Origin of the sequence: Bacillus sp. FSL K6-1006 (assembly GCF_038593175.1) — a bacterium.
In the GTDB taxonomy this organism is placed as follows: Bacteria; Bacillota; Bacilli; order Bacillales; family Bacillaceae; genus Bacillus; species Bacillus safensis.
Window position 1 is genome coordinate 2,837,441 of record NZ_CP151970.1, and the last position, 21,156, is coordinate 2,858,596.

The window sequence follows — 21,156 nt, forward strand, 5'->3', positions numbered from 1 at the left end:
CCCTATTGTGGTATTTTTAACCTTTGTCCAGGGAAAATCCAATGCCCCGGCTGCTTAATATTGCGTCTGCTACGTTTAATCATCGCTAATTTATTGGCATTCCAAATACGCCGCCATTTTGTACTGTCGCCATAAAACCTGCCAGAAATGGCCCATAACGTATCCCCTTTTTTGACGGTGTACATTTTTGGTGGTGTTTTTGAAGGTCGTTTCTTTTTCGTTTGTTTTGCTTTTTTCTTACGTTTTATTTTCCTAGGAGATGCAGTTTTGTATTCCTTTAACTCGATCGTAAATTCACGATCTCCAATATCATATGACCCTTCCTTGTGGGTGAAGCTTTCAATGCTGCACGTCATATTGATTTTTGTCCCAGTTACAATCAACCGCACGGATTTCTTTGAACGCATCATTCGTTCAATTTTCGCGATCGCATTCTCTGGTGATGGAATGTTTTTATATTCAGCAATCGGCGAATATTTCTTAGGAAATAATGAGGTGAATGATACTTGTTTAGCCGATGGTACGTCAATAAAGGTCAGTTCTCCAAAAGAGGCGACCTTTACCGTTTCATTTTGTACGTTATTTGTGATTTCGAGTTCGGATGGAAGGACAGGGAATCGCAACTTGTCCTTTCCTTGGGAAATCCACAATTGATACACTGATTTACCCATCAATTACGACCCCCTTCGTTCCTGTATGAATCTCTACTTCTAGTTCATCTACAAGCATTTGTTTAATTTTTTCGACTAGCGATTGCTGATCTTGTCCATTATGGAAATGCTGATCTCCATTGAATTGAATCGTAATCTGTTTATTACCTGGCGATGTTGTACTGCCAGTAGACTGAGCTGAGGTAACTTGCTGCATCTGTGCTTTCGGTAAAGGAGCAGATGCATTTGATGGATCATATACTTGCATCCCAAGTGCCTTGGCTGCCTGCGTCAATAAATACCTTCCGCGAATGCCTCTTTCCTCTGGAATGATCCATTCGCGTTTATTTCCTTCACCGACTCTAGCCACCTGCTCTTGAGTAATCAATCCGCCATTTGCATAGCCTTTATAAGGTCCGCCTCTTCTCATACTTCGTAATCCCGGCGTGTTGAAGACTGTTCCATATCTTCCCTTAATGTAGTTAATAGCTGCAACGGCATTATGAATTGGGTTCCAAATGTCATTCATGCCTTTGCCTTTATTGGCGTTAAACGTCGTTCCAATGGTTTGCATTAAGCCTTTAGAAGGGGTTCCCTTTTTGGCGTTGGAATCCCATAAGTTGATCGCTCTCGGATTTCCACGTGACTCATGCTGCGCGATGGTCATCAGACCTGGAAGCCAGCTCATTGATGTACCAGTTGCCATGATAGCCGCCATGAGCCATTGCTGAACATTAAGCCCTGAAGCTCCCATACCGCTGAAGGCACCGATTAATGAACCAGCCTGATTTTCAGCAAATTTTTTCACATCAACTGAGTCGAGCCCTTTGACGACACCGATCGATGCAAATTTCCCAAGACTCATCATGACACGTGAAGGGGAATGAATGTCTAATTCCTCTCTAAACGCCTGCTCTACTTTCTTCGCCATTTCTTTGGCCGCTTGCGTGACTTCGCTTCCTTTGGAACGCATGCCGCTGTTAAAGGCGTCAATCATTCCAGAACCCCAGCCTGGTGATTCTTGTTTTGCTTGCAGGAATGGTTGTTTGATGTTTTGATCTACGTATTGGCTCGTGCCAATTGATGTGGCATTTTGGCCTGCTGCAAAACCACTAACCGTTCCAGAACCCCAAGTGGGTGATGCTGTCATGACTTGTTGGTATGGTGTTTTTACACGACTTTGCAAGAAGCTGTCTGTTCCTGTTGGTGTCATCTGCTGACCGTTTGCAAAGGCAGAAACCGTTTGCTGACCATACTTTCCTGAGTCTGATGTCAATTGACCAAAAGGCTGCTGAATATTCTTTTGTTTCCATTGATCAAGAGAGATGACTTTACGATTTAATCCTTGTTCAAAATCGTTATTAAATTGCTCGCCAATGCTAGAGGCTTGAATGTTCGCATTCATTGAGACTGATCCGCCTCCGCTCATTGAACCTACAGAAGATGATGCAGTTGTAGGAGCTGGGGAGCTTGATACTTGTTTTTTTCCAGCTGCTCCGCTTGGCATAACAGACATTCCAAGATGAGAAGCAGCCTGAGCAAGCAGCATCTTTCCGCGTCCTCGGTTATTTTGAGTTGGAATAACAAATTCGTTACCTGCTTCACCAACCCATGATAAGGTTGGCTGGGTGATATAACCGCCTGTGGCTTTTTTACCAGGTTTAAAATCCTTTTTCCCGTTTTCTCGACCTTTTTCAAATTTCACAATATGCCTACCAACGAGTTTTGCGCCTTCACTTTTGAGTAAATCCCATGAATCTCCTAAAATATTTTTACCCCAAGATTGAACATTACTCCACTTACTTGACCACCAGTCTTTATTAAATAAAGTTGAAGATATAGTTGCTTTTGCAGTTGACCAAATTGTTTTTGATTGTTCCCATTTACTTTTTGACCAACTTTTTACGTTATCCCACTTTTCCCCCCACCAATCTTTGTTAAAGACCGTTTCACGAATTTTCCCTTTAATTGAATTCCATATGTCGACTGCGCCATCCCATTTTTCTCTGGTCCATTTTTTTACATTATCCCACTTCTCTCCCCACCAATCTCCGTTAAAAACAGTCTCACTAAGTTTCCCCTTAATAGAATCCCATATTTCGACGGCACCATCCCATTTTTCTTTGGTCCATTCCTTTACATTATCCCACTTCTCTCCCCACCAATCTCCGTTGAAAACGGTCTCACTAAGTTTCCTCTTAATAGAATCCCATATTTCGACGGCACTATCCCACTTTTCTTGAGTCCAGTCCTTGATAGCATCCCATTTTTCACTCCACCATTCGCCATTAAAGACAGTAGATTCTAAAACTCCTGTAACGTATCCAGCTTGTTCTGCCCACCATTCTGAATTGAACAGTGTATTCGATGCTGTAGTTTTTATATCTTCCCATTTCTCACTTAAGTTTCCTAAAGACGTTTCTGCAGAAGTTTTAACACTCCCCCACTTTTCACTCCACCATTCGCCATTAAATAAAGTGTTTGAAATATTCTCTTTAAGTTTTGAAGTATCAAATATCTCCCCTAATTTTGATCCACCAAAAGTGCCAGCCATGCCTCCAGCAACACCACCGATTGCAGCTCCTACAAATGGTATTGGAATTAGAGCCTGACCAATTGCAGCTCCACTAACTCCTCCTGCAAGACCTCCAGAGAAACCACCTACTTTTTCCCCAACGTTTTCTTTGGTTGTTCCTATTAAATCTGTTGCACTTAATAAGTTCCCTAATACAGGCACTCTTTTTAATAACTTACTACTTCCTCTACCTATATTTTTTAATGAATCGCCTAAACTACTTAACCCGCCGCTACCTTTCATCAGTCCAGCAAGTCCCGCAACGGAGGCTACTATGCCTGTAGTTTTCTTCAATCCACTAGGGATTTTTTCAAAAATCTTACCTGCATTTGTTTTCAGTTTTCCTAGTCTACCTGGAGGTCTTCTATTTCTTTCAGCTCTAGAAGTGGCGGTAGGATTTGTGGGCTGCCTTTGAGCACGGCCATTTCTATTTCTAGTTCTATTAGAACCACGCCTGCTTAAACCTCGAGCACAACAAGGGCAACAGCTATTACGAAACAAACCTTTTCCTTTTTGTTTATTTGGCTGCGTATTAGGAGTTGAATTTGTTGATGCTTCAGTCGTTTGATTTTGAGCTGAAGAGTTACTGTTGTTCTCGCTTGATTGATTTTTCGGACCAAGGATCAAATCTAAGCCTTTGTTAAACCATTTGTCTAAATACTCCTCAGGATTGATTTTAATCTTCTCACTAATTCGTCCGATCACTTCTTGTTTGTATGCGTCGATTTTCGTTTCAATCCAAGGGAGTGCATTATTATCCCAAAAGTTTCTAGGACTCAATTTTTCCTTCAATTTATCTGAAACGTCACCTGCATATTTTTCAATTTCTTTTAGGGCCTTATTTCCCAAATTACCCAACCAGCTCTGTTTGTTTTCATTCGTTTTTGTAGCAGCAGTTGCATTAGGTTGCTTTTTTACTTTCTTTTCTTTCACAACAGACTCTGCCTGATCTCGTTTTTTCAGCTTACTTTTTGCATTGTCTTGAACAGACACTCTGATTTCGTGTTTGGACATCGTCAAGCTTTTGAGTGTCTTTTTGATTCGTTGAATTGCAGCGGTGGCTTGGTCAACCATGTTTAATCTCATATAGTACGTTCTGTTGATGAGCTGAAGGATTGATTTTTTGATCGATGACATTTTCACTGACAATTGATCGTTTAGTTTAAACGTCAGCATAATGGGACTTGTCCCCATTTGTTTCAAACGATCTATGTTGGATTTAATGACATCCAGCCCCTTCGCTTGAAAGGATATGACCAGATGATTTGGAATCATATTTAACTGATTGTTCAATGCTTTTAGATCCCGATAGATTCCTTGATCCAGCCTCATAGAAAATACTGAAACTTTCCGCAGCGATAAAGTGAGGTTTCTTAATTTCTTTTCATCCATTTCCAGACTTATTTTCACTGGTTTTCTAAATGGTTTGAGCTGCTTCTCAAACGTTTGAAATCGTTTTTGAATGCGTAATAACTTCTTCGACACCCGGTCTTCTAATTCAAATCGTGCTGTAAGTTTCGCCAATTATTTACCTCCTTTCTTTGCTTCTTTTTCTAGCATGTCTAGCTTGTAGCTGATGAGTCCGAAAAGGAATGCTTTGAACGGTCTTGGTGATTCGTATAATTCCAGGAGTTCAGATGGAGAGTAGTGAAGCTCGTGCATTGCGTAATATAAAAACACCGCTTCTTTATCCCCACCTTTTATTAGTTTTTTGCTGCTTCTTCTAAATCTTCAATTTCATCTTCGAATCCGTTGATTTCGATCGCTTTGTTTAACCAGTTCGCATATTCACCGCCGACTGACAGAACACGTTTTGCTACTTCAACTGGATCTTGTGTGCTGTAGGCTTCTCTTAATTCCTTTGAGCGGAAATCTGGATAAATCGTCGATTCAATCGCAATACGTGCGTAGAAGCGCTGGCTGTCTAAGTCTTTCACACGTCCTCTGCCTTTGACATTTTTGAAGGTTGTGTTTTCTTTTTCCAATTCATCAATACGTTCAGTTGTAATGGCTTTAAAGACAAAAGGAATGACATTCCCTTTTTTATCAACAAAACGCTTAGAAATCGGTACTTTGACTTCTTCCGCTTCTACTGTTTGCCCCGGCATAAAAAATGAAAGATCAAATGTTTGTTTTTCACTCATGTTTAAAAACTCCCTTTGTTATGTTTTTTTGAATGCAAAAAAGCACATCCATTTTTTGAATGTGCTTTCCAATCTTTTCATGTATATTTAAATTGTACAATTGAACGGCTTGCTCAAGGGCGTCTGGCTCATCCCCAATAGAAAGGGGGTGATGCATATGTCAACATTTGAAGCGATTTCCCTTATGCTTTTATTCGGGATGTTTATCTTTACTTTGTTGACGTATATAGACAAAAAATAGACTCCCCCTTGAGCTGTGGAAGGTTAAAGGGAAGTCTACCTAAAGAACCTATTCGATAAGCCAGCCCCTTGAAGGGCCTCATTGTACATTGCCGGGATGTTAGAGCATCCTGGCTTCTTTTTATTTTATGCAAATCGCTTTGCATGTAAACATATTTTAATGAATCGAATACAAGACGTCACCAGACGAAATTTAGACGGCTTCAAGACGGTTGTATTACAACTGCATTATAGCATATTCAGTTATTATTTTGCTAATTAATTAGCTAATTTCCTCCACTTTTCTTAGAATGTATTCTTCAGCTTTTCAGGCAGATCAAAGTCCTCGAATGTGAAAGGAACTTCTTCTTCAAGCGCCTCTGAATCAACATCCAATCCAGCGATTTTAGCAGAATCAAAGTTGACATCAAATAATGTGACACGCTCAGTGCCACGGCCTGATGATTTATCGTCAATGACAGCTTGAAGAGTGAAATATGGATCTTCTCCTTTTTTCACATAATTGAGCATTAATTGAACGAAACGGGACGTAACTTTATAGAATGTTGCCGTTCCTGTTCCGTTTGCTCCCGTTGTTTTATGTCCAGTCATTCGGCGGCCCATGACGTTGACTTCTGATTTGTTTTTCTCCACGTTTGCTTCGAAGGTTTTGATAAATGCAAGCTCCTCACCTTCTAAGAAAAGACGACCTTCTTTACCTGAAATTGTATTTTGCGCTTTAAAAGCCATCTTACTTCACCTCCACATTGAAATAGAATTTTTCTGCTGCATCTACTGGTTGAACCGCTAAATCGATGATAAATCCATCACGATCTTCATTGAGCCCGATTACGATATCTGTTTCTGAATTAAAGCCTGTAATGCCGCTGCCATCTTGAAGCTGTGTGAGATACTGGGTAATCAGTGTTTTCACAAGCTGTACTCCATCATCTGATGCTGGAATGTCATTGCCATTGGCTTTGCGTAATTTAATCAGATTTTTTAATTCGAATGTTAAATCATTGTTGATCGCATCAAGCACACGAATGATTTTGTTTTTCGCCATTTGCTGGTTCTTTTCAGCTGTGAAGCTTGTCAAGGAGTTAATATCTTTTTCAACACTCACGGTACGATCTCTCGCATCAAAGGTGAAAAGGAACTCCCCTTGCGATAATCGGTATTCTACTTGATCATTGTCAAGACGTTCTAATGTATCGACCGCTCCTTCGTATTCAACAAAGGTCAGTGACTGATTGAAATTTGCTCCGGCACTTGCACCTGCGACCCATGCTGTTGTTTGTGCAGGTGTTAGTTCGGTTCCATCTTCGAGTACAACACCGCTTGTCACATTGATGATTCCTTCTTGGTCAGCTGCATAATTAGCCACAACCCCTTGCACCTTACGTCCTTGCTTATCACGTAGACGCTCGATAAATGAAGCGAAGGTTGCTTTTAATTGCTCACTATTATCGACTGGAAGAGCAATGACATCGAAGTATTCTGTTTCTGCTGCTTCTAGGAAAGCTGTATAATCTGCGACACTTGCCACGCCGTTTTTCCCGCCGCTTAGTGCCACACCTGCTGTGATGACGGCTTCACCTTCACCAGAAAATTGAACGTATTTGTTTTTCACAAGGTCTTTGACATCAGTAACGACCTGTTTATCCACAATATCTGTTCCAAGATAAGTGATCACATCGCGTTTTGTGCTATCAAGTACATTTTCTGCGACTTGTACTGTGATCTCATTTCCTTTTAGGCCGCCATAATTTGCTGTGACGACAAAATTTTCAGCAATTTCGGCTTTGGCCGGCTCTCCTTCATTTAGGCGGTAAAGCAAGACCGTTTGGGCTTTTTTCTTTGCTTCACGGAAAAGAAGAAGTGACTTATCATCAATGTTGAGTCCAACCTTTTTATTTAAATCTTCCATATTTGAAACGGAAATAAAGGTTTTGGGTTCTCCCCAGCTCATCACAAGGGGAAGTGCCACTGTACCTCGATCGCCTAAAGTAATTCGCTGCTCTGCTGTTGTTTTAAAATTAAAGTAAATACCAGGACGCTTTTTCTCTGTACCTGGTGTAAAAGTGCCTCCGTTCATCCTTTAAACCTCCTTGGACAAAAAAGCATCAATGTGCTTTTTCGCTTCTGTTTTTGTAATTGGTTGATGTTTGATATAAAAAAGAGCCCCTTCAAGGATTTCTGGTTTGACCCCAAAAAGATCCTTACTGTGCTCCTTTAAGGCTTCAAATGAAAAGCCAAATTCTTTTTCTTCGCCGGCTGTTTGAGCAGGCTGAGCATGTTTAGTCTTGCTCACGTTTGATCACCCCATCTGAAAAGTTGAAATCTTCAAGGCTTGCCTGTTTGTCACGGTTATACCAATAGCTGCTATCCCACGTCAGGACAATCGCTGCTACGCCTTGATCTATCATTCTTGTTTCCACTCTTTTTATGCGGACATAATCATCAAGCACCTCTCCGTCTTCACTCATCATCTGAATGATTTGACGATCAGCAAGCAATGCATCAACGATTGATTCTGCCGCATCATGTGCTTTTTCTGTATCAATATGAAAGACTTTCACTTGCAGCGAATAAGATTTCATAAAGGTAGAGACCGTATCTGGCCCACTGATCACTGTCACAGGCGGCACATAAACGGATGGCACTTGAAAGCGTTCTGGCAAAAGACGATCATACATTGTCACAGGAAAGTGTGTGTAGATATAATGCATGATTGCCCCGACTTCTTGATTCATTCCATCACCTCCCAAAATGTCGATCGAACCAGCTTTGCAGCTTTCGATCCAGCGACTGGTCAAACATTTGCTCATAGAGCATGACAGCATGATCCCAGTAGCCATTTCCATCAATCCATTGAGAGGCAAGCATCATTCCTGTACTTGCATTCGGATCATATTCAAAACGGCTGCCAGTCCATCTGCCAGGCACCCATCTTCGCTCTCCACTTGAAGAAGTGGCATGTCCATCATTGACATAGGAGGCATATTCAAGCTGCGTTCCCACTTCAAGTGTGAGACCGCCTTTTGAAATGAGAAAATGATTCTCCTTATCGCCTTGTGTAAAGGATCTAAGAAGCCGGCCTGTATCAACAGCATTCTCCTTGATTAATTCATCCTGAATGATGTCTAAAAACTGCAGGCCCATGTCCTTCAGCCAATCTTGATATTCTGCCTTTAAGCCGCCATCACCCGCTGTCTGCAGCTGTGAAATCAGCCGGTCAAGTCCATCAATTTTCATAGATTTTCCTTCCTGACTGCCATCACTTCGATGTGATGATTTTTCACTTTTTTAGGCTGCTGTAATTTGAGTGACACGCCATTCCACACCATTTTGTCATGCAAACGAATATCAGTTGCTAAAGGAAAATGGACAAGATAGGATTGATAAATGACTGTATTCGGCTCTTCTTGCACAAGTGACTGGTTCTTTTCTATGACATAACAAGCTAGATCGGTCAGGCTGGGAGCATCGGGATAGGAAAGTGTTATTTGTAAATCATCAGCTGGAATCCCGTATTTCCCGCGGGCGGACTCCTTCCGTTCAAGATGAAAAAGATCACAGCGATCTGTTAATAGAGATTGATAGCTCATAATGACCTCACCTTTAACTTGGCACTGCCGCCGGTCAATGTTGGTTCAATGTAATCTACAAGCAGGGCATATACATAGGGTCTGCCTTTCACTTGATCAGCTGCCTTCGCATATGAATAATCGCCCATTTTTTCTGACGTAAAGCCTTTCATCATAGATTCGTCATCATTCAGCATGGCAAAATATTGAGCCATTTTTAATAATGCGATTCTTGCTTTTTCAGGGAGGGGCTGATATTTTTCACTTGAGAAATCGTGACCTACGATCTGAAATACCGCAGCTTCTGCTTCGATAATATCTGCTGTCAGTCTTTCTACAGATCGATTTTTCACACGATCAAATACAGAATAGGCTTGCAGTTCTTCAGCAGAAATGATCATGGCCTGCCGTCACCTACTCTTTCACTTTCATCACTTTTGCTACAGCATCCTCTTCCTCAAATTTGCTGTCTAGCTTCGCTGTGAGGACAATAATAAATTTACGGCTGCGAATATCTTTTTCTACTTCAATTCGAATATTACGAGAGAAACCTACGATAATATTTTTAGGGTGTGTCAGCAAAATATCTGATACGTCTGTTCCCGCTTCGTCATATGGCTGCATATTGGCAAGACCTTTGACCGGCACACCGAATGCAGAAGAAAGTCCGCCTTGAATGGCCGCATCTCCAAGGCCTGTCTGACGGTTTGCTACTTGATCCTTCCACTCAACCTCTAAGCTTGGGGATGTGTAGAAACGGAAATCCTGAGGTACACGTAAATATTTTGACGGCATCGCTTTATAGGCTTGCTTAAACATTTGGCGGCTGATTTCCGCTCCGTTTGCATCTACGATATGAGAGACTGCTTGTTTTCTCACGCCATCCATTTGGGCTAAAAATGGATCTGCTGAAGCCGTATCGCCATTGACGATGAGCTCTTCAATGTCAACGGCTGCTCGTTCAGCGAGCATTTGCATAATCGTCTGCTGAATTCCGTCTTTCTCAATATTGTTTTCAATGCTGTCATAGGTCATATGAATCTCTGCGATGACCTCTTTCGCATTTAGCTGGACAGTGCTTGTCGCTGGGACAACACGGTCTTTCGCATCAAGTGCTTTGCCTTCTTCTGCTGGGCGCAAAATACGCTGGCCAAAGCCGATTTTTTCGATTTTTTGTGAATCACTTTCCATTGGAATGATACGTGCATCATTTAAAACGGTTGGTGTATTTTGCATCATTCTAATGAATGTGTTGGATTGGGTTGCGTTCATGAGACCGCCGGTTTTTAAGCTGGCAAGTGTCATTTCGGCCTTGCGAATCAACTCTTGATTTCTCACACTGGTTCCTCCTTATTTAGGCTTATAGTAAGCCATCCCATATGGGCTTTGTACTGTCGTTTTGTGTATCGTGGATTGTTTGTTTTGACATGCCGCGCGCTTTTTCAAGCATGTGAATCCGCTCTGAAATAGGCAAAAGCTGCTGCTGAAGCACTTGCTCAAGCGCTGCTTTTTCTCTGCTGGCTGATTTCTCTAAGGAAGAAAGCTGATGACGAATCGGTGCAACGACTTGCTCAAGCACCTTTTGGACAGGTTCTTCCTCTGTTTGATCTGTTTCTAGCTGTTCTGCCTGCTGTAAGACGTTTTCAATGGCCATTTTTGCTTTTTCAAGCTCTTGTACTTGCTCCGTTGTCAGAGCGGCATCTTGTTTTTGTACGGAGGCTGGCCTTTCACCAATCGTTTGAAGCACATCCTCTGTCTTCAAAATGTCCTGCACGATTGGCAGCAATTGCTCAAGCGCTGATCTTACACCCGCCTCATCACCATCACTTGACTGTAAGGCTTCCAGCAGATGGTCTAAAACGCTCCAAAATTGTTGTGACATGTTTGCACCTTCCTCTTTCAAAAAGAAATTTTTCAGCAAAGAAAAAAGCCCTCTCTCATTTGTGCTTTGAGATAGGAGCTGATCTTGTTCTTCTATTGCTACGATGTCCGCCGTTCCAGCCATTGAATACCCTGTAATGTGGCCTTTCTGGATTTGATCCCAAATCTCTTGGGAAGCCTTTGTTACAAGTACCCAAGATCCTTTTCGAATCAGCTCACCGCCTACCTCAAAATCAGCGGGGGCAATGTATGATTCAACAACCTCGCCCACACCATGTTGAAAATCATGCTGCTTGTCAATGCGGCGGGCATCCTTCATAAAACCATGTGCCGCTCTTTCAATTTCTTTGGCAGACATAAAGTCTTGGTGTGCATCAGGTGTATTCGGTTCATACACGACACCATACACAAGACGATGAGCATCTTCTGCCTTTGTCAGCACACTAACCTCCTTTTGAAAGTCAGGCTGGCTTTTCTTTGCCTTCATCAAAAAGAATTTCTTTTTGTTTGCGGCTCTGTCCACATAGGAAACATGCGTAATTTTTGCGTTTTTTAATTCTCTTGGCATATGTTCACCCCCTTTCAAAAAAGCGCATGCGCTTCGGTTTATTTCTTCAGCTGATTCGCCTCTCGTTGAGGCTCTTGTTCGGCTGATGTCATGCGGCTTTCTAAAGGTCTGTGATAGAGATCCTCCGGCCATTCCTCTAACGTTTTCCCAAGGATACGTCCTGCTAGATCTCGCAAATCGTTTGGTGACACTGCCCCAGCCTGAATAAACGGTGTCAGAACCTTGGCAATCTCTAATGGATCTCTAAAGTCAGGACCATTTAATAGGAAACGAACATGCCAAATATCAAGATCCGGCAGGAAAAGGGTATTGAGCTTTCCTGTGATGAGATGCCGTTCAGGCTGAAATACCTGTTCTTCTGTTGTTTTTCGCGCCGTATCGGCTGTCGCTTTGTTATAGTCTTGAGACTCACCTGTGTAAATAGGCGGCAGGCGAAAAGCAGAGCGGATTTTGTTTCTTGTTTTTTCATCGTATTCTAAAAAGAGTGCATCTTCTTGCAAGATCTCTGCTAGAGATTTGAAGTTCACTTTGACATTTGAGACATCTTCTTCTCCAGTTAATCCTTTTTCCGTCGGGAGACCTTCGACTTCAAGCAATAGAAATTTATGTGCATGATCAGAGCCTTCGATATCGTCCATATAATCCTGAAGCTGCTGATAGGAAGACTCAGAGAGCATTCCATTTTCGACAATGATGGCACCAGGTACATGCCGCCCTTGTTTAAAATAAAGATAGTTCAGCTCTTCTGCCTTGCGTGCCCCATACATATTGACGATGTTGCCAATCCAGCGGGGAATCCCATACGTTCCACTGCCGATTTTAAAATGAATCACTTCTGTTGCGCGCAGCGGCTCTGGGGTGGTGTCATCGTATTTGCCTGTTTCACAATGTAAAATGCGCGGATCACCATACTCCTTGAAGAAGACTTTCTTTTCATTGATCACCTGCACATATTTACGGAATCGTTTCTTTCGATTCATTGTTTTCAATTCGCCGTTTTCTGTATACCGGAATTCAACATCAACTGGCTCACTAAGCTTGCAAATACGGATATGGAGCGCATCTAAATACTCGATTCCTGCCGGCTTTCCCTGACCATCTCGGAGAACCTCTAAAAAACCATTTCCCGTTTTCTCCCGGTCTTCGATGACATAGCCAAGCACCACATCAGCAGACTCATCATAGTTCATGTATTTCGTAAACTCTTCAAGTCTTGTCCATTCCTTCTCTGCTGCTTTCTTTTTTGCCGGTTTCACACCTTCTGCATTATAGTCAAAGGCATATTCTACGCCAAAACCAAAGCCTAAAATATTGGTCTTATACGCATCAATACATTGCTGAAGAATGGTTGAATATTCTGCCATGCTTTTTAATTCATTGATATTGTAAGGCGGGGGAACAATGTCATCTTTTTCGTAGGAAAATTCATCTGCATACATTTGTTTTGTATGATCAGACATGTTTGCCTTCATAATGGTTGCTTTCAATTGTTTCATTGTATGGACCTCCTCTCTCTGTTTGGACGGACACGCTCTGAGGCGGTCTGTTTCAAATCTGTCACTTCATAATCATCCAGCGCATACCAGATGGCTGATAAAGTGTGCGGATCGATTTGAAATTCATCTTCCTCTAGACGTCCATCCTTATCTGCCTTATAGGTTAGTGATTGAAGTTCATAGATGGTATATGGACAAGCATCAGAACAAATAATTTTCTTAAACCGTTTGATTTTTTTTGTATACTGCAAACGTGAGCCTTGGAACTTATGTGCCGCTACCATTTGAAATCCGCGCTGCCGAAAATAGTGAATGGTTTTAGGTTCGGCTGCGTCAGCTTTAATCAGTTCCTGTGATTCAATGAACTCTTGCAGGTCAGTGGCTGTTTCATCATCTGTTTTCCCGCGGTCGTAATATTCCCAATAAATATATAAGTACTTTTTTTCATGATCGACAGCTAACCGAATGAGCGCATTGTATGATTCAACAAATCCAAAATCCATGCCTGCTCGTTTCAGCGGTCTGTCAATCTGCTGAATGGCTTCTAATACATCAGAATGGCTTCTCACCTCAAATTGAGGAAAAACCTTTGTGCCATTAATGCCGAAATACCCCTTCCTCGCAATACGATAGAGATCTGGGTCATACTCTTTCAGCTCATCCAGCTGCTTCACGTAGCTTTTAGGAAGGAATAGGTTATCTTCCGCCGTGGAGTGATGGTAATACGTATCCTTGATGACAACGGTTCGCTTTTTGTATAATGTTTCGTCATCTAAAACAAATCGCTTCAGCTGTTCATCTCGAAAAAAATGTCTGTACGTCCAATTATCCTGACCAACGGGATTCGTCGATAACATCATATAAAGCGGTAAGGATGGATGCCTCAGCCTTCCAAGCAGCTCTTTAAAACCTTCATAAGAAACCTCTGAACATTCCTCAATCCAAATGATCGAGATGTTGTTGATCGATTTCAATTTTTCAGGCTTGTCCAGTCCTTTAAATAAGATGCTGCTGCCGTTTCGAAACGTTAGTGCAAGCGGCGAACTTCGGCACTTCACCACGTGGTCGATGCCGAGGTCGCTAACGATTTCTTGTAATAAAGAAAAGGTTGATTCGCGGTGCGTATCATACACCTCTCGAATGACAAGTGCTGTCCGCTTTTCTTCCAGCAGTTTTAAGACAAGCTTTAAAGCAATGTGATAGCTTTTGGATGAGCCATAGCCTCCGACTAAAAATTGAAACTTTTGATTCCAATCGAATAGAAAGTGTTCAAAGTGAGGATTGACTTCTTTTTCAATCAATGGCGTCATGAGTCTTCCTCTTTTCGCTTGATCATGATTTGAAGATCTTCCTCTTTTTCTTCACGCACTGCTTTTTTCGTTTTTTCGATCGTCAGTTCAATTTGCTTCAGCCTTAATCTTCGTTCATCCTTCGCATGTGCGAGCTCTTCAAACTGTTTTATTAAACGCCTGAGTTCACCCATTGCACGGGATTGTGCATTTAAAAACGTCGCATGCCGATCCCATGAAAATTGAAACGAGTATTCTTCTGAGGTCATGTCTAGTTCTGTCTGAATGCCTTCGCCTGTTTCTTCTAATGAAGAAGGCATGTATGCCGCCTTTTTCAGCTCTTTGATCATGTCCTCTTGATCTGCTACATACATGATTCGCTGCGCCCGAATAATGGCTGCATATTGAATTTGAATTTGGTCCCAGATTAAATCAAGCGATGTGCGTCCATCCATTTTCTCCATGATTTCAATCGTTTCATCTGAAAGAAATTGATTGAAAATCGAGTGTGCTTGCTTTGACGAAGTTTTTTGTCTTTGCCATCCGTATCGTCTTTTCCACGATTTGACGGTATGGATCGAGACATTGTAATGATCAGCAATTTGCTGGTACGTCATCCCCTTCATATAATCCTGCTTGGCCTCTATCCGTTTATCTTTCATTTACATTCACCTGCCGCCTCCTTTTAATTCGAATGATTCCCTCTGAAGGAATCATTTGTGTAGGGCTAGCAAACATTCGTTTGGTCTTTCTAACTATAGGTGGCAACTGTAAGACAAGCTTTAGCTGATTTATTTTTGAACAGAAAAAACACCTATTCAGCAACTCTGAATAGGCGTTCTTGTACTTTTTTGGACATTTTCGTCCGCGCTCTTTCCATATGTTTTTGCACAGTTCCTTTTTTGACATCCAGCATGTCCGCAATCTCGCTAAACGATAACCCTTGTGTTGTGTGCATAAAGAATACGTCCTTTTCTCGATCTGTTAAAACAGACAAAGCGTCATCAATTCTTTTTTTGTCTCTCTCACTGACTTCTCTTTCTTTCTCTTGAATAAGGGTATATTCATGTGATAAAGCCTCTAACACTTCTGGATTTGCGAGAATGGTACGCTGATAGACTGAACGTCTGTCTAATCCTCTGCGCGCGCCTGGCTCTCTTCCGATTTGAAGCCATTCTACTACGTATTCCAGATCGCTTACCATACTGGCAATCATTTTTTTATCATGCTTGTCTTGAACGGACAGCTGATGTTCTTCTTTTTCTTTAAATGGTTCATATTGTTTTCTAGCATTCTTTAAAGCTCTTTTATATTCAATGAGTAAATCTTGCATATTGGCTCTCTCCCTTTTTAAGAAAATAAAAAAACGGACACCAATCAAGTCCCCTTTTAGCAGGGTCTTGATCAGTGTCCGCAGGCTTTCCGTCTTGGACATATTGTGCTTTGATGTGTTCAGTCAGTTAGCTGATTTTAAAACCAATCTCGTGATCTACTCTTGCAAAATGACCTTTTGCCGTTTGAATAATGGTTTTTCCATGTTCAGGTACATCCATTTTATAAGCCGTTCCTACATTCCCATCTAACACGATGACTTGAATTTTTCCTTTTTCCATCTCACCGACAAATGTTTGGTTTTCTTGAATGAATAGTTGTTTTGGCTCGTTCATCTGCTTGTCTCCTTTTTTGGTGTTGGCCTCGTGCCACCACCTACCGTATTGATAATGATTTCAACTCTTGGACACATACTATAAAACTGAGAAACTCTTAAATCGACCATCTGCAGAGGGACTTCATCGGCTATAGAATGAAGTGCTTCTTGAATATGCTGTAGATTCGGCTGAAAGATGCTGACGTGTACTGGGCGTATCAACCCTTTTTCTGCGTATGTACGCTTTTTTTGGCAGTCAGCTATATCAAACGGCATGTGATCAAATAAACGAATTTCAAGTGATAGTGCGCCTTTTAATTTTTGCGGGCATTGCCCTTTTGCAGCTGATCGTATTCTTTTCATCAATGTCTCTTTTGTTAACAAATGCTCATGTTCAATGATTAAATGGATGACCATGTTATGATCTCCCGTCATCCTTTGCACACTGGCGGATGTCTTGTTCGTTTTTACTCGCTTTGAGCAAGCATTTCAAAAATGTCATGATTTGCTTCCATCGTTTCACGTTGACCTGATTCCTCCTTTTTTGTATCATCAACCTTAGCTTCCAGGAGGGTCATATATGTCTCTTTCTCTTCTGATGTGGCAAAAACAAACATCGGTGTCTGATGATGAAAGGCGATCCAGCCGCCAGCTTGGTCTAAACAAAGCTGCGCTTCTTTTCTAGCATCAAACGTCAGCTGATGTCTCATCTTCTTCAGCTCCCTCCAAGCTGTCCTCAATTTCTGTTTGGTATCCATATCGTTTCATGTCATATAACCAATAACTTTTTGGATAACCAAAGTCACTTATCTGAGTCACCATTGGATGTTCAATATTCATTCTGTTCGTCTCCCCTTTTCTAAGAACCGATCTTCTCTTAAACAATTACTCTTTTCGTGTAACTTTTGGCCAAAAAAAAGCTCTTGAACCCCGGTATTCAGCAGATCTGCAATATGCTTTGCTATTTCTAAGCTAGGCTTCGTTCTGCCCATTTCGATATTCGCATAGCCGCTTGTGTACTTATATCCCAATTTTTTCGCCATATAGGTTTGTGTTTTTCCTTGCAATATGCGCTCTTCTCGTAAATTTTCAAGTTTCATCTTTCCACCTCTTACTCAATATGTGTAAGTTATATTCATTATGATAATATACACAAAACGAGTAAGTCAACCACATTTTTATTCTTTTTGTGTATTTATTTATCTTTTCCGTGTAATTCATGATAAAATTTACTCATAACATGAAAAAAGGTGTTTCTGATGGATAATTTGACTGGGAAGATTCTAACTGAATTAAGAGAGAAGAATGGATGGAGCAAGTCAACAGTTGCTAAAAAACTCGGATTAAAGGCGATGTCCACTTATGCAAACTGGGAATACGGCTTGAGAAAACCCGACGGTGAAATGATTGTGAAAATTGCCGAATTATATGGGGTCTCAACCGATTATCTTCTCACAGGTAAGGACAAAGGCAGGCCCGATGACGATCTTGCAGACGATCCTGATTTGCAAATTGCGTTTAAAGCAGCATCAGATTTTTCCGAAGAAGCACGAAGACAAACCATCGATTTTATTAACTACATTAGAGAGAAAGAGAAGCAAAAAGGTCGTCAGCCAAAAAAGCGAGACGACAATTGATCATCTCTTTTCATCTGCTTTACGCTGGGACGAACCCAGCTTTTTTTTATACCTCTTTTTCCCTTAAAAAAGAAATAGCATATGAATAAAAAATCATGTCTTTTCCAACATAATATGTGACAATTTTCGCCATAATTACTCTTTTTTTCACATATTTTAATTGACAAATAATTCTATTATTATTAATATATGTATATACCAAAAAAAAGGAGTGTTACCGATGAAAAAATTCATGAAAATCTGTACATTGTCTTTAGCTGCTGTAGGTGCTCTTACATTCTCTCAAACTGAAGGTGCTCATGCAGCTGCACAGCCAAAAGAACCAGTCATAGCAAAAGCTCCTATTATGAATAAAGTAATTACGGTGAACCGTACGCTTTCTGTAGGTTCTTCAATCGCCGTCTCTCTTCCAGCAAGCCAAATTTCTGTGTCGGGTGCAACGTATGCGATTCAATTAGATCAAACGGCTCCAAACTTCACTTGGATTCGCGCTGTACAACGCGGTTCTGTGACAGTTTCCTACTATAATTCACTAGGCGAGCTTGTGATTAACTATATTACTGTTCGATAAGCAATCTAGCTTTACATATCTAAAGGCGATGACATGAAGTCATCGCCTTTTGGTGTTTAGAGTTGGTTTCATCTGAATCATGATTGCCAACATCCGTACAATATGTTAACTTTTAATAAAAATAGGTTAACATATTAAGGAGGCATTAATGATGAGAGAGCAGCTGTCTTTGTCTTGGGAAGCAATAGCGGAGAAGGCGATGAAAAATGAACCGATCACGGCGCAAGAGGGGCTAGACATTCTTGAAGCTGACGATAGAGAATTGTTACCTATTATGCATGCAGCCTATCAAGTGCGATTTCATTTTTTTCAAAAAAAGGTGAAATTAAATATGATTTTTAACGCAAAAAGTGGATATTGCCCTGAGAACTGTGGATATTGTTCACAGTCGATGATTTCAAAAGCACCGGTTGAAAGATATACAATGCTTGATCAAAAGACCATTGTAGCTGGTGCGCGTGAGGCTCTCAAAAGAAAAGCCGGGACTTATTGTATTGTGGCAAGCGGGAGAGCGCCTTCTCATAGGGAATTAGATGAAGTCACAGCAGCAGTCAAGGAAATCACTGAAACGATGCCTTTGAAAGTGTGTGCCTGTCTTGGGTTATTAAATGAAGAAAAAGCGAAGCGGCTGAAGGAAGCGGGTGTTCATCGGTATAATCACAATATCAATACACATCATGATCATCATGCTCACATTACGACAACTCATACATACGATGACCGCGTGTCGACCATTGAGCAGGTCAAACAATCTGGCATGTCACCTTGCTCAGGGGTCATTATTGGAATGGGTGAAACCAATCAGCAAATTGTTGAAATGGCTTTTGCGCTCAGAGCACTTGATGCGGATTCAATTCCAGTCAACTTTCTTCATGCCATCGAAGGAACACCGCTTGAGCATCAAAAACGAACACACCCGATCAAAGCATTGAAAGTGCTGGCAATGATGAGATTTGTCAACCCAACAAAAGAAATTCGGGTATCTGGAGGCAGAGAGTTTAATTTACGGACACTCCAGCCGCTCGCACTGTATGCCGCAAATTCCATTTTTGTTGGTGATTATTTAACAACAAAAGGCCAGCAAGTCCAAACGGATCATCACATCATTGAGGATTTAGGGTTTGAAATAGAAGAATGTGCGTTATAAAAAAAGTCTGCCGATTCACCGGCAGACTTTTAAGATTAGAATCTTTTATGAAAATCGACAGTTCCGCTTCCATCTTCTCGGTCAAAGCTGCCAACAAACGTCCAGTTAATATATCCACCGTCACCATTGTTGACAAACGTACCATCTTCAAATACCCAAATACCAAACGTAATACCGTCATATTCAACACTATCATAGTAGACAACATTGTTCAGACCGCTAAAGTCGTGGTCTTGGCTTAAGTTTTGGACAACTACGTTGTAGTTTTGACCTGCTTCATAGAACGCACTGTATGCCGCATTTTTTACGAATCCATCACGATTTTGAGATGATTTTACTGCTTGTTCAATTTTATCGGCAATGGCTACTGGATCAATTGAGACACTTCCATCAACACCTGTTGTTGTAGCAGCTTCAGCCGTTTGACCAAAAGTCGTAAGAGATAGAGGGGCAGCAATCATTGACGTAGCGATGACAGAACCAACAAACATTTTGCTTGTTTTTCTCATTATTTCTAACTCCTCCTTTAATTGGTATGTTTATGTACTACCCCTTCATCTGTCTCTTAAACACTAATTTATGAAAAAAATTCTTATTCTACCAATTAAGAGAGTATTTTTACTGTTTAATTAGGCGAAATCACAAAAAAACTACTCTTATAAAAGAGTAGTTTTTTCAGATTGTTGACAAAGGGCTAAAATGATGTTTATTTTAGCTCTTTGTCTTTTTTTCAGCGTGATAGAAAACCTTTGCAGTCTAGGAAGGACGAGCACTGGCGCGGAGCGAATTTGACATTCGTGAGCACCAGCGCGCAGGACTGACAAAGAATGCGAGGATTTGTCTACACGCTGAAACTACTCTTATAAAAGAGTAGTTTACAGTATTACATGAACAGGATAAATAAAATCACACCTAGGATAATTCGGTATATCGCAAAAGGCACCAGTTTGATTTTATTGATCAGTTTTAGGAAGAATCGAACAACAAAGAGAGCCACAACAAACGCACTCACAAAGCCGACGATAAAGAATGGCAGCATATCCGGTGTTAAATATTCGGCATTTTTCACAAGGGTTAACAAGCTTGCTCCTGCCATAATCGGCATCGCCATGATAAATGTAAAGTCTGCCGCAGCACGGTGATTCAAACCAAGAATAACCCCGCCTGCGATCGTCGAACCTGAGCGCGAAAATCCTGGCCATAATGCTAAACATTGAAACAGTCCAATATAAAGCGCCTGTCTGTAAGTCATGTTATCGACAGAGCTTGTTTCTGTTTTCCGTTTATTGATCCAGTCAGCGACAAGCATCAGAACTGCCCCTAAAATCAAACCGACAGCGACTGTTCTGACGTCAAATAAGTATTTATCAATATAATCTTCAAATAGAAATCCTAAAATGACGGCTGGAACAAGTCCAACTGCAATTTGGGCGATGGTCAGTTTATGCCCGCTGCGCTTTTGCTCTTCGGTGATATTTTTCTTTAAGCCCAATAAGTTTAAAATACGATCTTTAAACACGATCATGACAGCTAAAATTGAGCCTAACTGAATCACGACTTTAAATGTGTTGGCCGCTTCTGGCGTAATAATTTCCTTTGATTTTAACCAAAGATCATCGACAATGATCATGTGACCTGTAGATGAAACAGGTGCGTACTCTGTTAATCCTTCGACAATTCCTAAAACCAGTGCCACGAATAAATCCCATAGATTCATGATTTTCTTTCCTTTCAATTCTGA

Annotated in this window: 27 protein-coding genes; 3 read left to right on the forward strand and 24 right to left on the reverse strand. The window is 41.1% G+C overall.

Annotated features, from left to right (window positions below):
• Positions 1–2: 2 nt before the first annotated feature.
• From NSS65_RS14870 to NSS65_RS14975, 22 genes are all read right to left on the reverse strand, one after another.
• Complete coding sequence (locus NSS65_RS14870) at positions 3–671, reverse strand: LysM peptidoglycan-binding domain-containing protein (RefSeq protein ID WP_041085438.1); 669 nt, start codon at positions 669–671, stop codon at positions 3–5.
• Positions 664–4,749, reverse strand: coding sequence for a transglycosylase SLT domain-containing protein (locus tag NSS65_RS14875; protein WP_326135337.1), 4,086 nt, complete (start codon positions 4,747–4,749; stop codon positions 664–666). The genes NSS65_RS14870 and NSS65_RS14875 overlap by 8 nt, the downstream gene beginning before the upstream one ends.
• The gene (locus tag NSS65_RS14880) at positions 4,750–4,887 is read right to left on the reverse strand and encodes a hypothetical protein (protein WP_095357030.1); all 138 of its coding nucleotides are present in this window, start codon (positions 4,885–4,887) and stop codon (positions 4,750–4,752) included. It abuts the gene before it with no gap.
• A gap of 41 nt (positions 4,888–4,928) precedes the next feature.
• The gene (locus NSS65_RS14885; protein ID WP_012011040.1) at positions 4,929–5,369 is read right to left on the reverse strand and encodes a phage portal protein; all 441 of its coding nucleotides are present in this window, start codon (positions 5,367–5,369) and stop codon (positions 4,929–4,931) included.
• Between the two features lie 525 nt (positions 5,370–5,894).
• Positions 5,895–6,338, reverse strand: coding sequence for a phage tail tube protein (locus NSS65_RS14890; protein ID WP_024423257.1), 444 nt, complete (start codon positions 6,336–6,338; stop codon positions 5,895–5,897).
• Between the two features lies 1 nt (position 6,339).
• Complete coding sequence (locus tag NSS65_RS14895) at positions 6,340–7,686, reverse strand: phage tail sheath family protein (protein WP_041107583.1); 1,347 nt, start codon at positions 7,684–7,686, stop codon at positions 6,340–6,342.
• A gap of 3 nt (positions 7,687–7,689) precedes the next feature.
• Positions 7,690–7,902: a hypothetical protein gene (locus tag NSS65_RS14900; protein ID WP_034282476.1), complete on the reverse strand. Its 213-nt coding sequence runs from the start codon at positions 7,900–7,902 to the stop codon at positions 7,690–7,692.
• On the reverse strand, positions 7,889–8,344 hold the full coding sequence (locus NSS65_RS14905) for a phage portal protein (RefSeq protein WP_326135336.1): 456 nt from the start codon (positions 8,342–8,344) through the stop codon (positions 7,889–7,891). The genes NSS65_RS14900 and NSS65_RS14905 overlap by 14 nt, the downstream gene beginning before the upstream one ends.
• A gap of 4 nt (positions 8,345–8,348) precedes the next feature.
• Positions 8,349–8,846, reverse strand: a complete 498-nt coding sequence (locus NSS65_RS14910; protein ID WP_070325947.1) for an HK97 gp10 family phage protein — start codon at positions 8,844–8,846, stop codon at positions 8,349–8,351.
• Positions 8,843–9,199, reverse strand: coding sequence for a YqbH/XkdH family protein (locus NSS65_RS14915; protein ID WP_326135335.1), 357 nt, complete (start codon positions 9,197–9,199; stop codon positions 8,843–8,845). The genes NSS65_RS14910 and NSS65_RS14915 overlap by 4 nt, the downstream gene beginning before the upstream one ends.
• Positions 9,196–9,579, reverse strand: a complete 384-nt coding sequence (locus NSS65_RS14920) for a DUF3199 family protein (protein ID WP_024423261.1) — start codon at positions 9,577–9,579, stop codon at positions 9,196–9,198. Before NSS65_RS14920 ends, NSS65_RS14915 begins: the two co-directional genes overlap by 4 nt.
• Before the next feature lie 13 nt (positions 9,580–9,592).
• On the reverse strand, positions 9,593–10,516 hold the full coding sequence (locus NSS65_RS14925; protein WP_081124729.1) for a phage major capsid protein: 924 nt from the start codon (positions 10,514–10,516) through the stop codon (positions 9,593–9,595).
• A gap of 22 nt (positions 10,517–10,538) precedes the next feature.
• Positions 10,539–11,627 (reverse strand): XkdF-like putative serine protease domain-containing protein, encoded by a 1,089-nt coding sequence (locus NSS65_RS14930; RefSeq protein WP_326135334.1) that lies wholly within the window; start codon positions 11,625–11,627, stop codon positions 10,539–10,541.
• A gap of 38 nt (positions 11,628–11,665) precedes the next feature.
• A complete protein-coding gene (locus tag NSS65_RS14935; RefSeq protein ID WP_111926623.1) occupies positions 11,666–13,123 on the reverse strand; it encodes a phage portal protein in 1,458 nt (485 codons plus the stop codon).
• On the reverse strand, positions 13,120–14,421 hold the full coding sequence (locus NSS65_RS14940) for a PBSX family phage terminase large subunit (RefSeq protein ID WP_162176180.1): 1,302 nt from the start codon (positions 14,419–14,421) through the stop codon (positions 13,120–13,122). The genes NSS65_RS14935 and NSS65_RS14940 overlap by 4 nt, the downstream gene beginning before the upstream one ends.
• An 8-nt stretch (positions 14,422–14,429) precedes the next feature.
• Positions 14,430–15,074 (reverse strand): phage terminase small subunit, encoded by a 645-nt coding sequence (gene terS / locus NSS65_RS14945; protein WP_070325950.1) that lies wholly within the window; start codon positions 15,072–15,074, stop codon positions 14,430–14,432.
• A 152-nt stretch (positions 15,075–15,226) separates the two neighbouring features.
• Complete coding sequence (locus tag NSS65_RS14950) at positions 15,227–15,745, reverse strand: sigma-70 family RNA polymerase sigma factor (RefSeq protein WP_326135333.1); 519 nt, start codon at positions 15,743–15,745, stop codon at positions 15,227–15,229.
• A 127-nt stretch (positions 15,746–15,872) separates the two neighbouring features.
• On the reverse strand, positions 15,873–16,079 hold the full coding sequence (locus NSS65_RS14955) for an XtrA/YqaO family protein (protein WP_024423268.1): 207 nt from the start codon (positions 16,077–16,079) through the stop codon (positions 15,873–15,875).
• Positions 16,076–16,477, reverse strand: coding sequence for a hypothetical protein (locus NSS65_RS14960; protein WP_034282500.1), 402 nt, complete (start codon positions 16,475–16,477; stop codon positions 16,076–16,078). The genes NSS65_RS14955 and NSS65_RS14960 overlap by 4 nt, the downstream gene beginning before the upstream one ends.
• A 50-nt stretch (positions 16,478–16,527) precedes the next feature.
• A complete protein-coding gene (locus NSS65_RS14965) occupies positions 16,528–16,770 on the reverse strand; it encodes a hypothetical protein (RefSeq protein ID WP_080701215.1) in 243 nt (80 codons plus the stop codon).
• Entirely contained in the window at positions 16,748–16,900 is a 153-nt protein-coding gene (locus NSS65_RS14970; RefSeq protein ID WP_169737554.1) for a hypothetical protein, read from the reverse strand. Before NSS65_RS14970 ends, NSS65_RS14965 begins: the two co-directional genes overlap by 23 nt.
• The gene (locus NSS65_RS14975) at positions 16,897–17,160 is read right to left on the reverse strand and encodes a helix-turn-helix transcriptional regulator (protein ID WP_098677625.1); all 264 of its coding nucleotides are present in this window, start codon (positions 17,158–17,160) and stop codon (positions 16,897–16,899) included. The genes NSS65_RS14970 and NSS65_RS14975 overlap by 4 nt, the downstream gene beginning before the upstream one ends.
• A gap of 159 nt (positions 17,161–17,319) precedes the next feature.
• On the opposite strand from NSS65_RS14975, the gene NSS65_RS14980 reads away from it, so the two are divergent.
• The 3 genes from NSS65_RS14980 (at position 17,320) to bioB (ending at position 19,415) form a co-directional block, all read left to right on the forward strand.
• Complete coding sequence (locus NSS65_RS14980; protein ID WP_065215243.1) at positions 17,320–17,697, forward strand: helix-turn-helix transcriptional regulator; 378 nt, start codon at positions 17,320–17,322, stop codon at positions 17,695–17,697.
• Between the two features lie 220 nt (positions 17,698–17,917).
• Positions 17,918–18,268: a hypothetical protein gene (locus NSS65_RS14985; RefSeq protein WP_024425911.1), complete on the forward strand. Its 351-nt coding sequence runs from the start codon at positions 17,918–17,920 to the stop codon at positions 18,266–18,268.
• 151 nt (positions 18,269–18,419) lie between these two features.
• Complete coding sequence (gene bioB / locus NSS65_RS14990; RefSeq protein WP_024425912.1) at positions 18,420–19,415, forward strand: biotin synthase BioB; 996 nt, start codon at positions 18,420–18,422, stop codon at positions 19,413–19,415.
• Positions 19,416–19,450: 35 nt separating this feature from the next.
• On the opposite strand, the gene NSS65_RS14995 is transcribed toward bioB, so the two are convergent.
• Both NSS65_RS14995 and NSS65_RS15000 read right to left on the reverse strand, forming a co-directional pair.
• On the reverse strand, positions 19,451–19,924 hold the full coding sequence (locus NSS65_RS14995; protein WP_024423274.1) for a hypothetical protein: 474 nt from the start codon (positions 19,922–19,924) through the stop codon (positions 19,451–19,453).
• Positions 19,925–20,298: 374 nt separating this feature from the next.
• Positions 20,299–21,132, reverse strand: coding sequence for an undecaprenyl-diphosphate phosphatase (locus NSS65_RS15000; RefSeq protein ID WP_025094210.1), 834 nt, complete (start codon positions 21,130–21,132; stop codon positions 20,299–20,301).
• Positions 21,133–21,156: the final 24 nt, after the last annotated feature.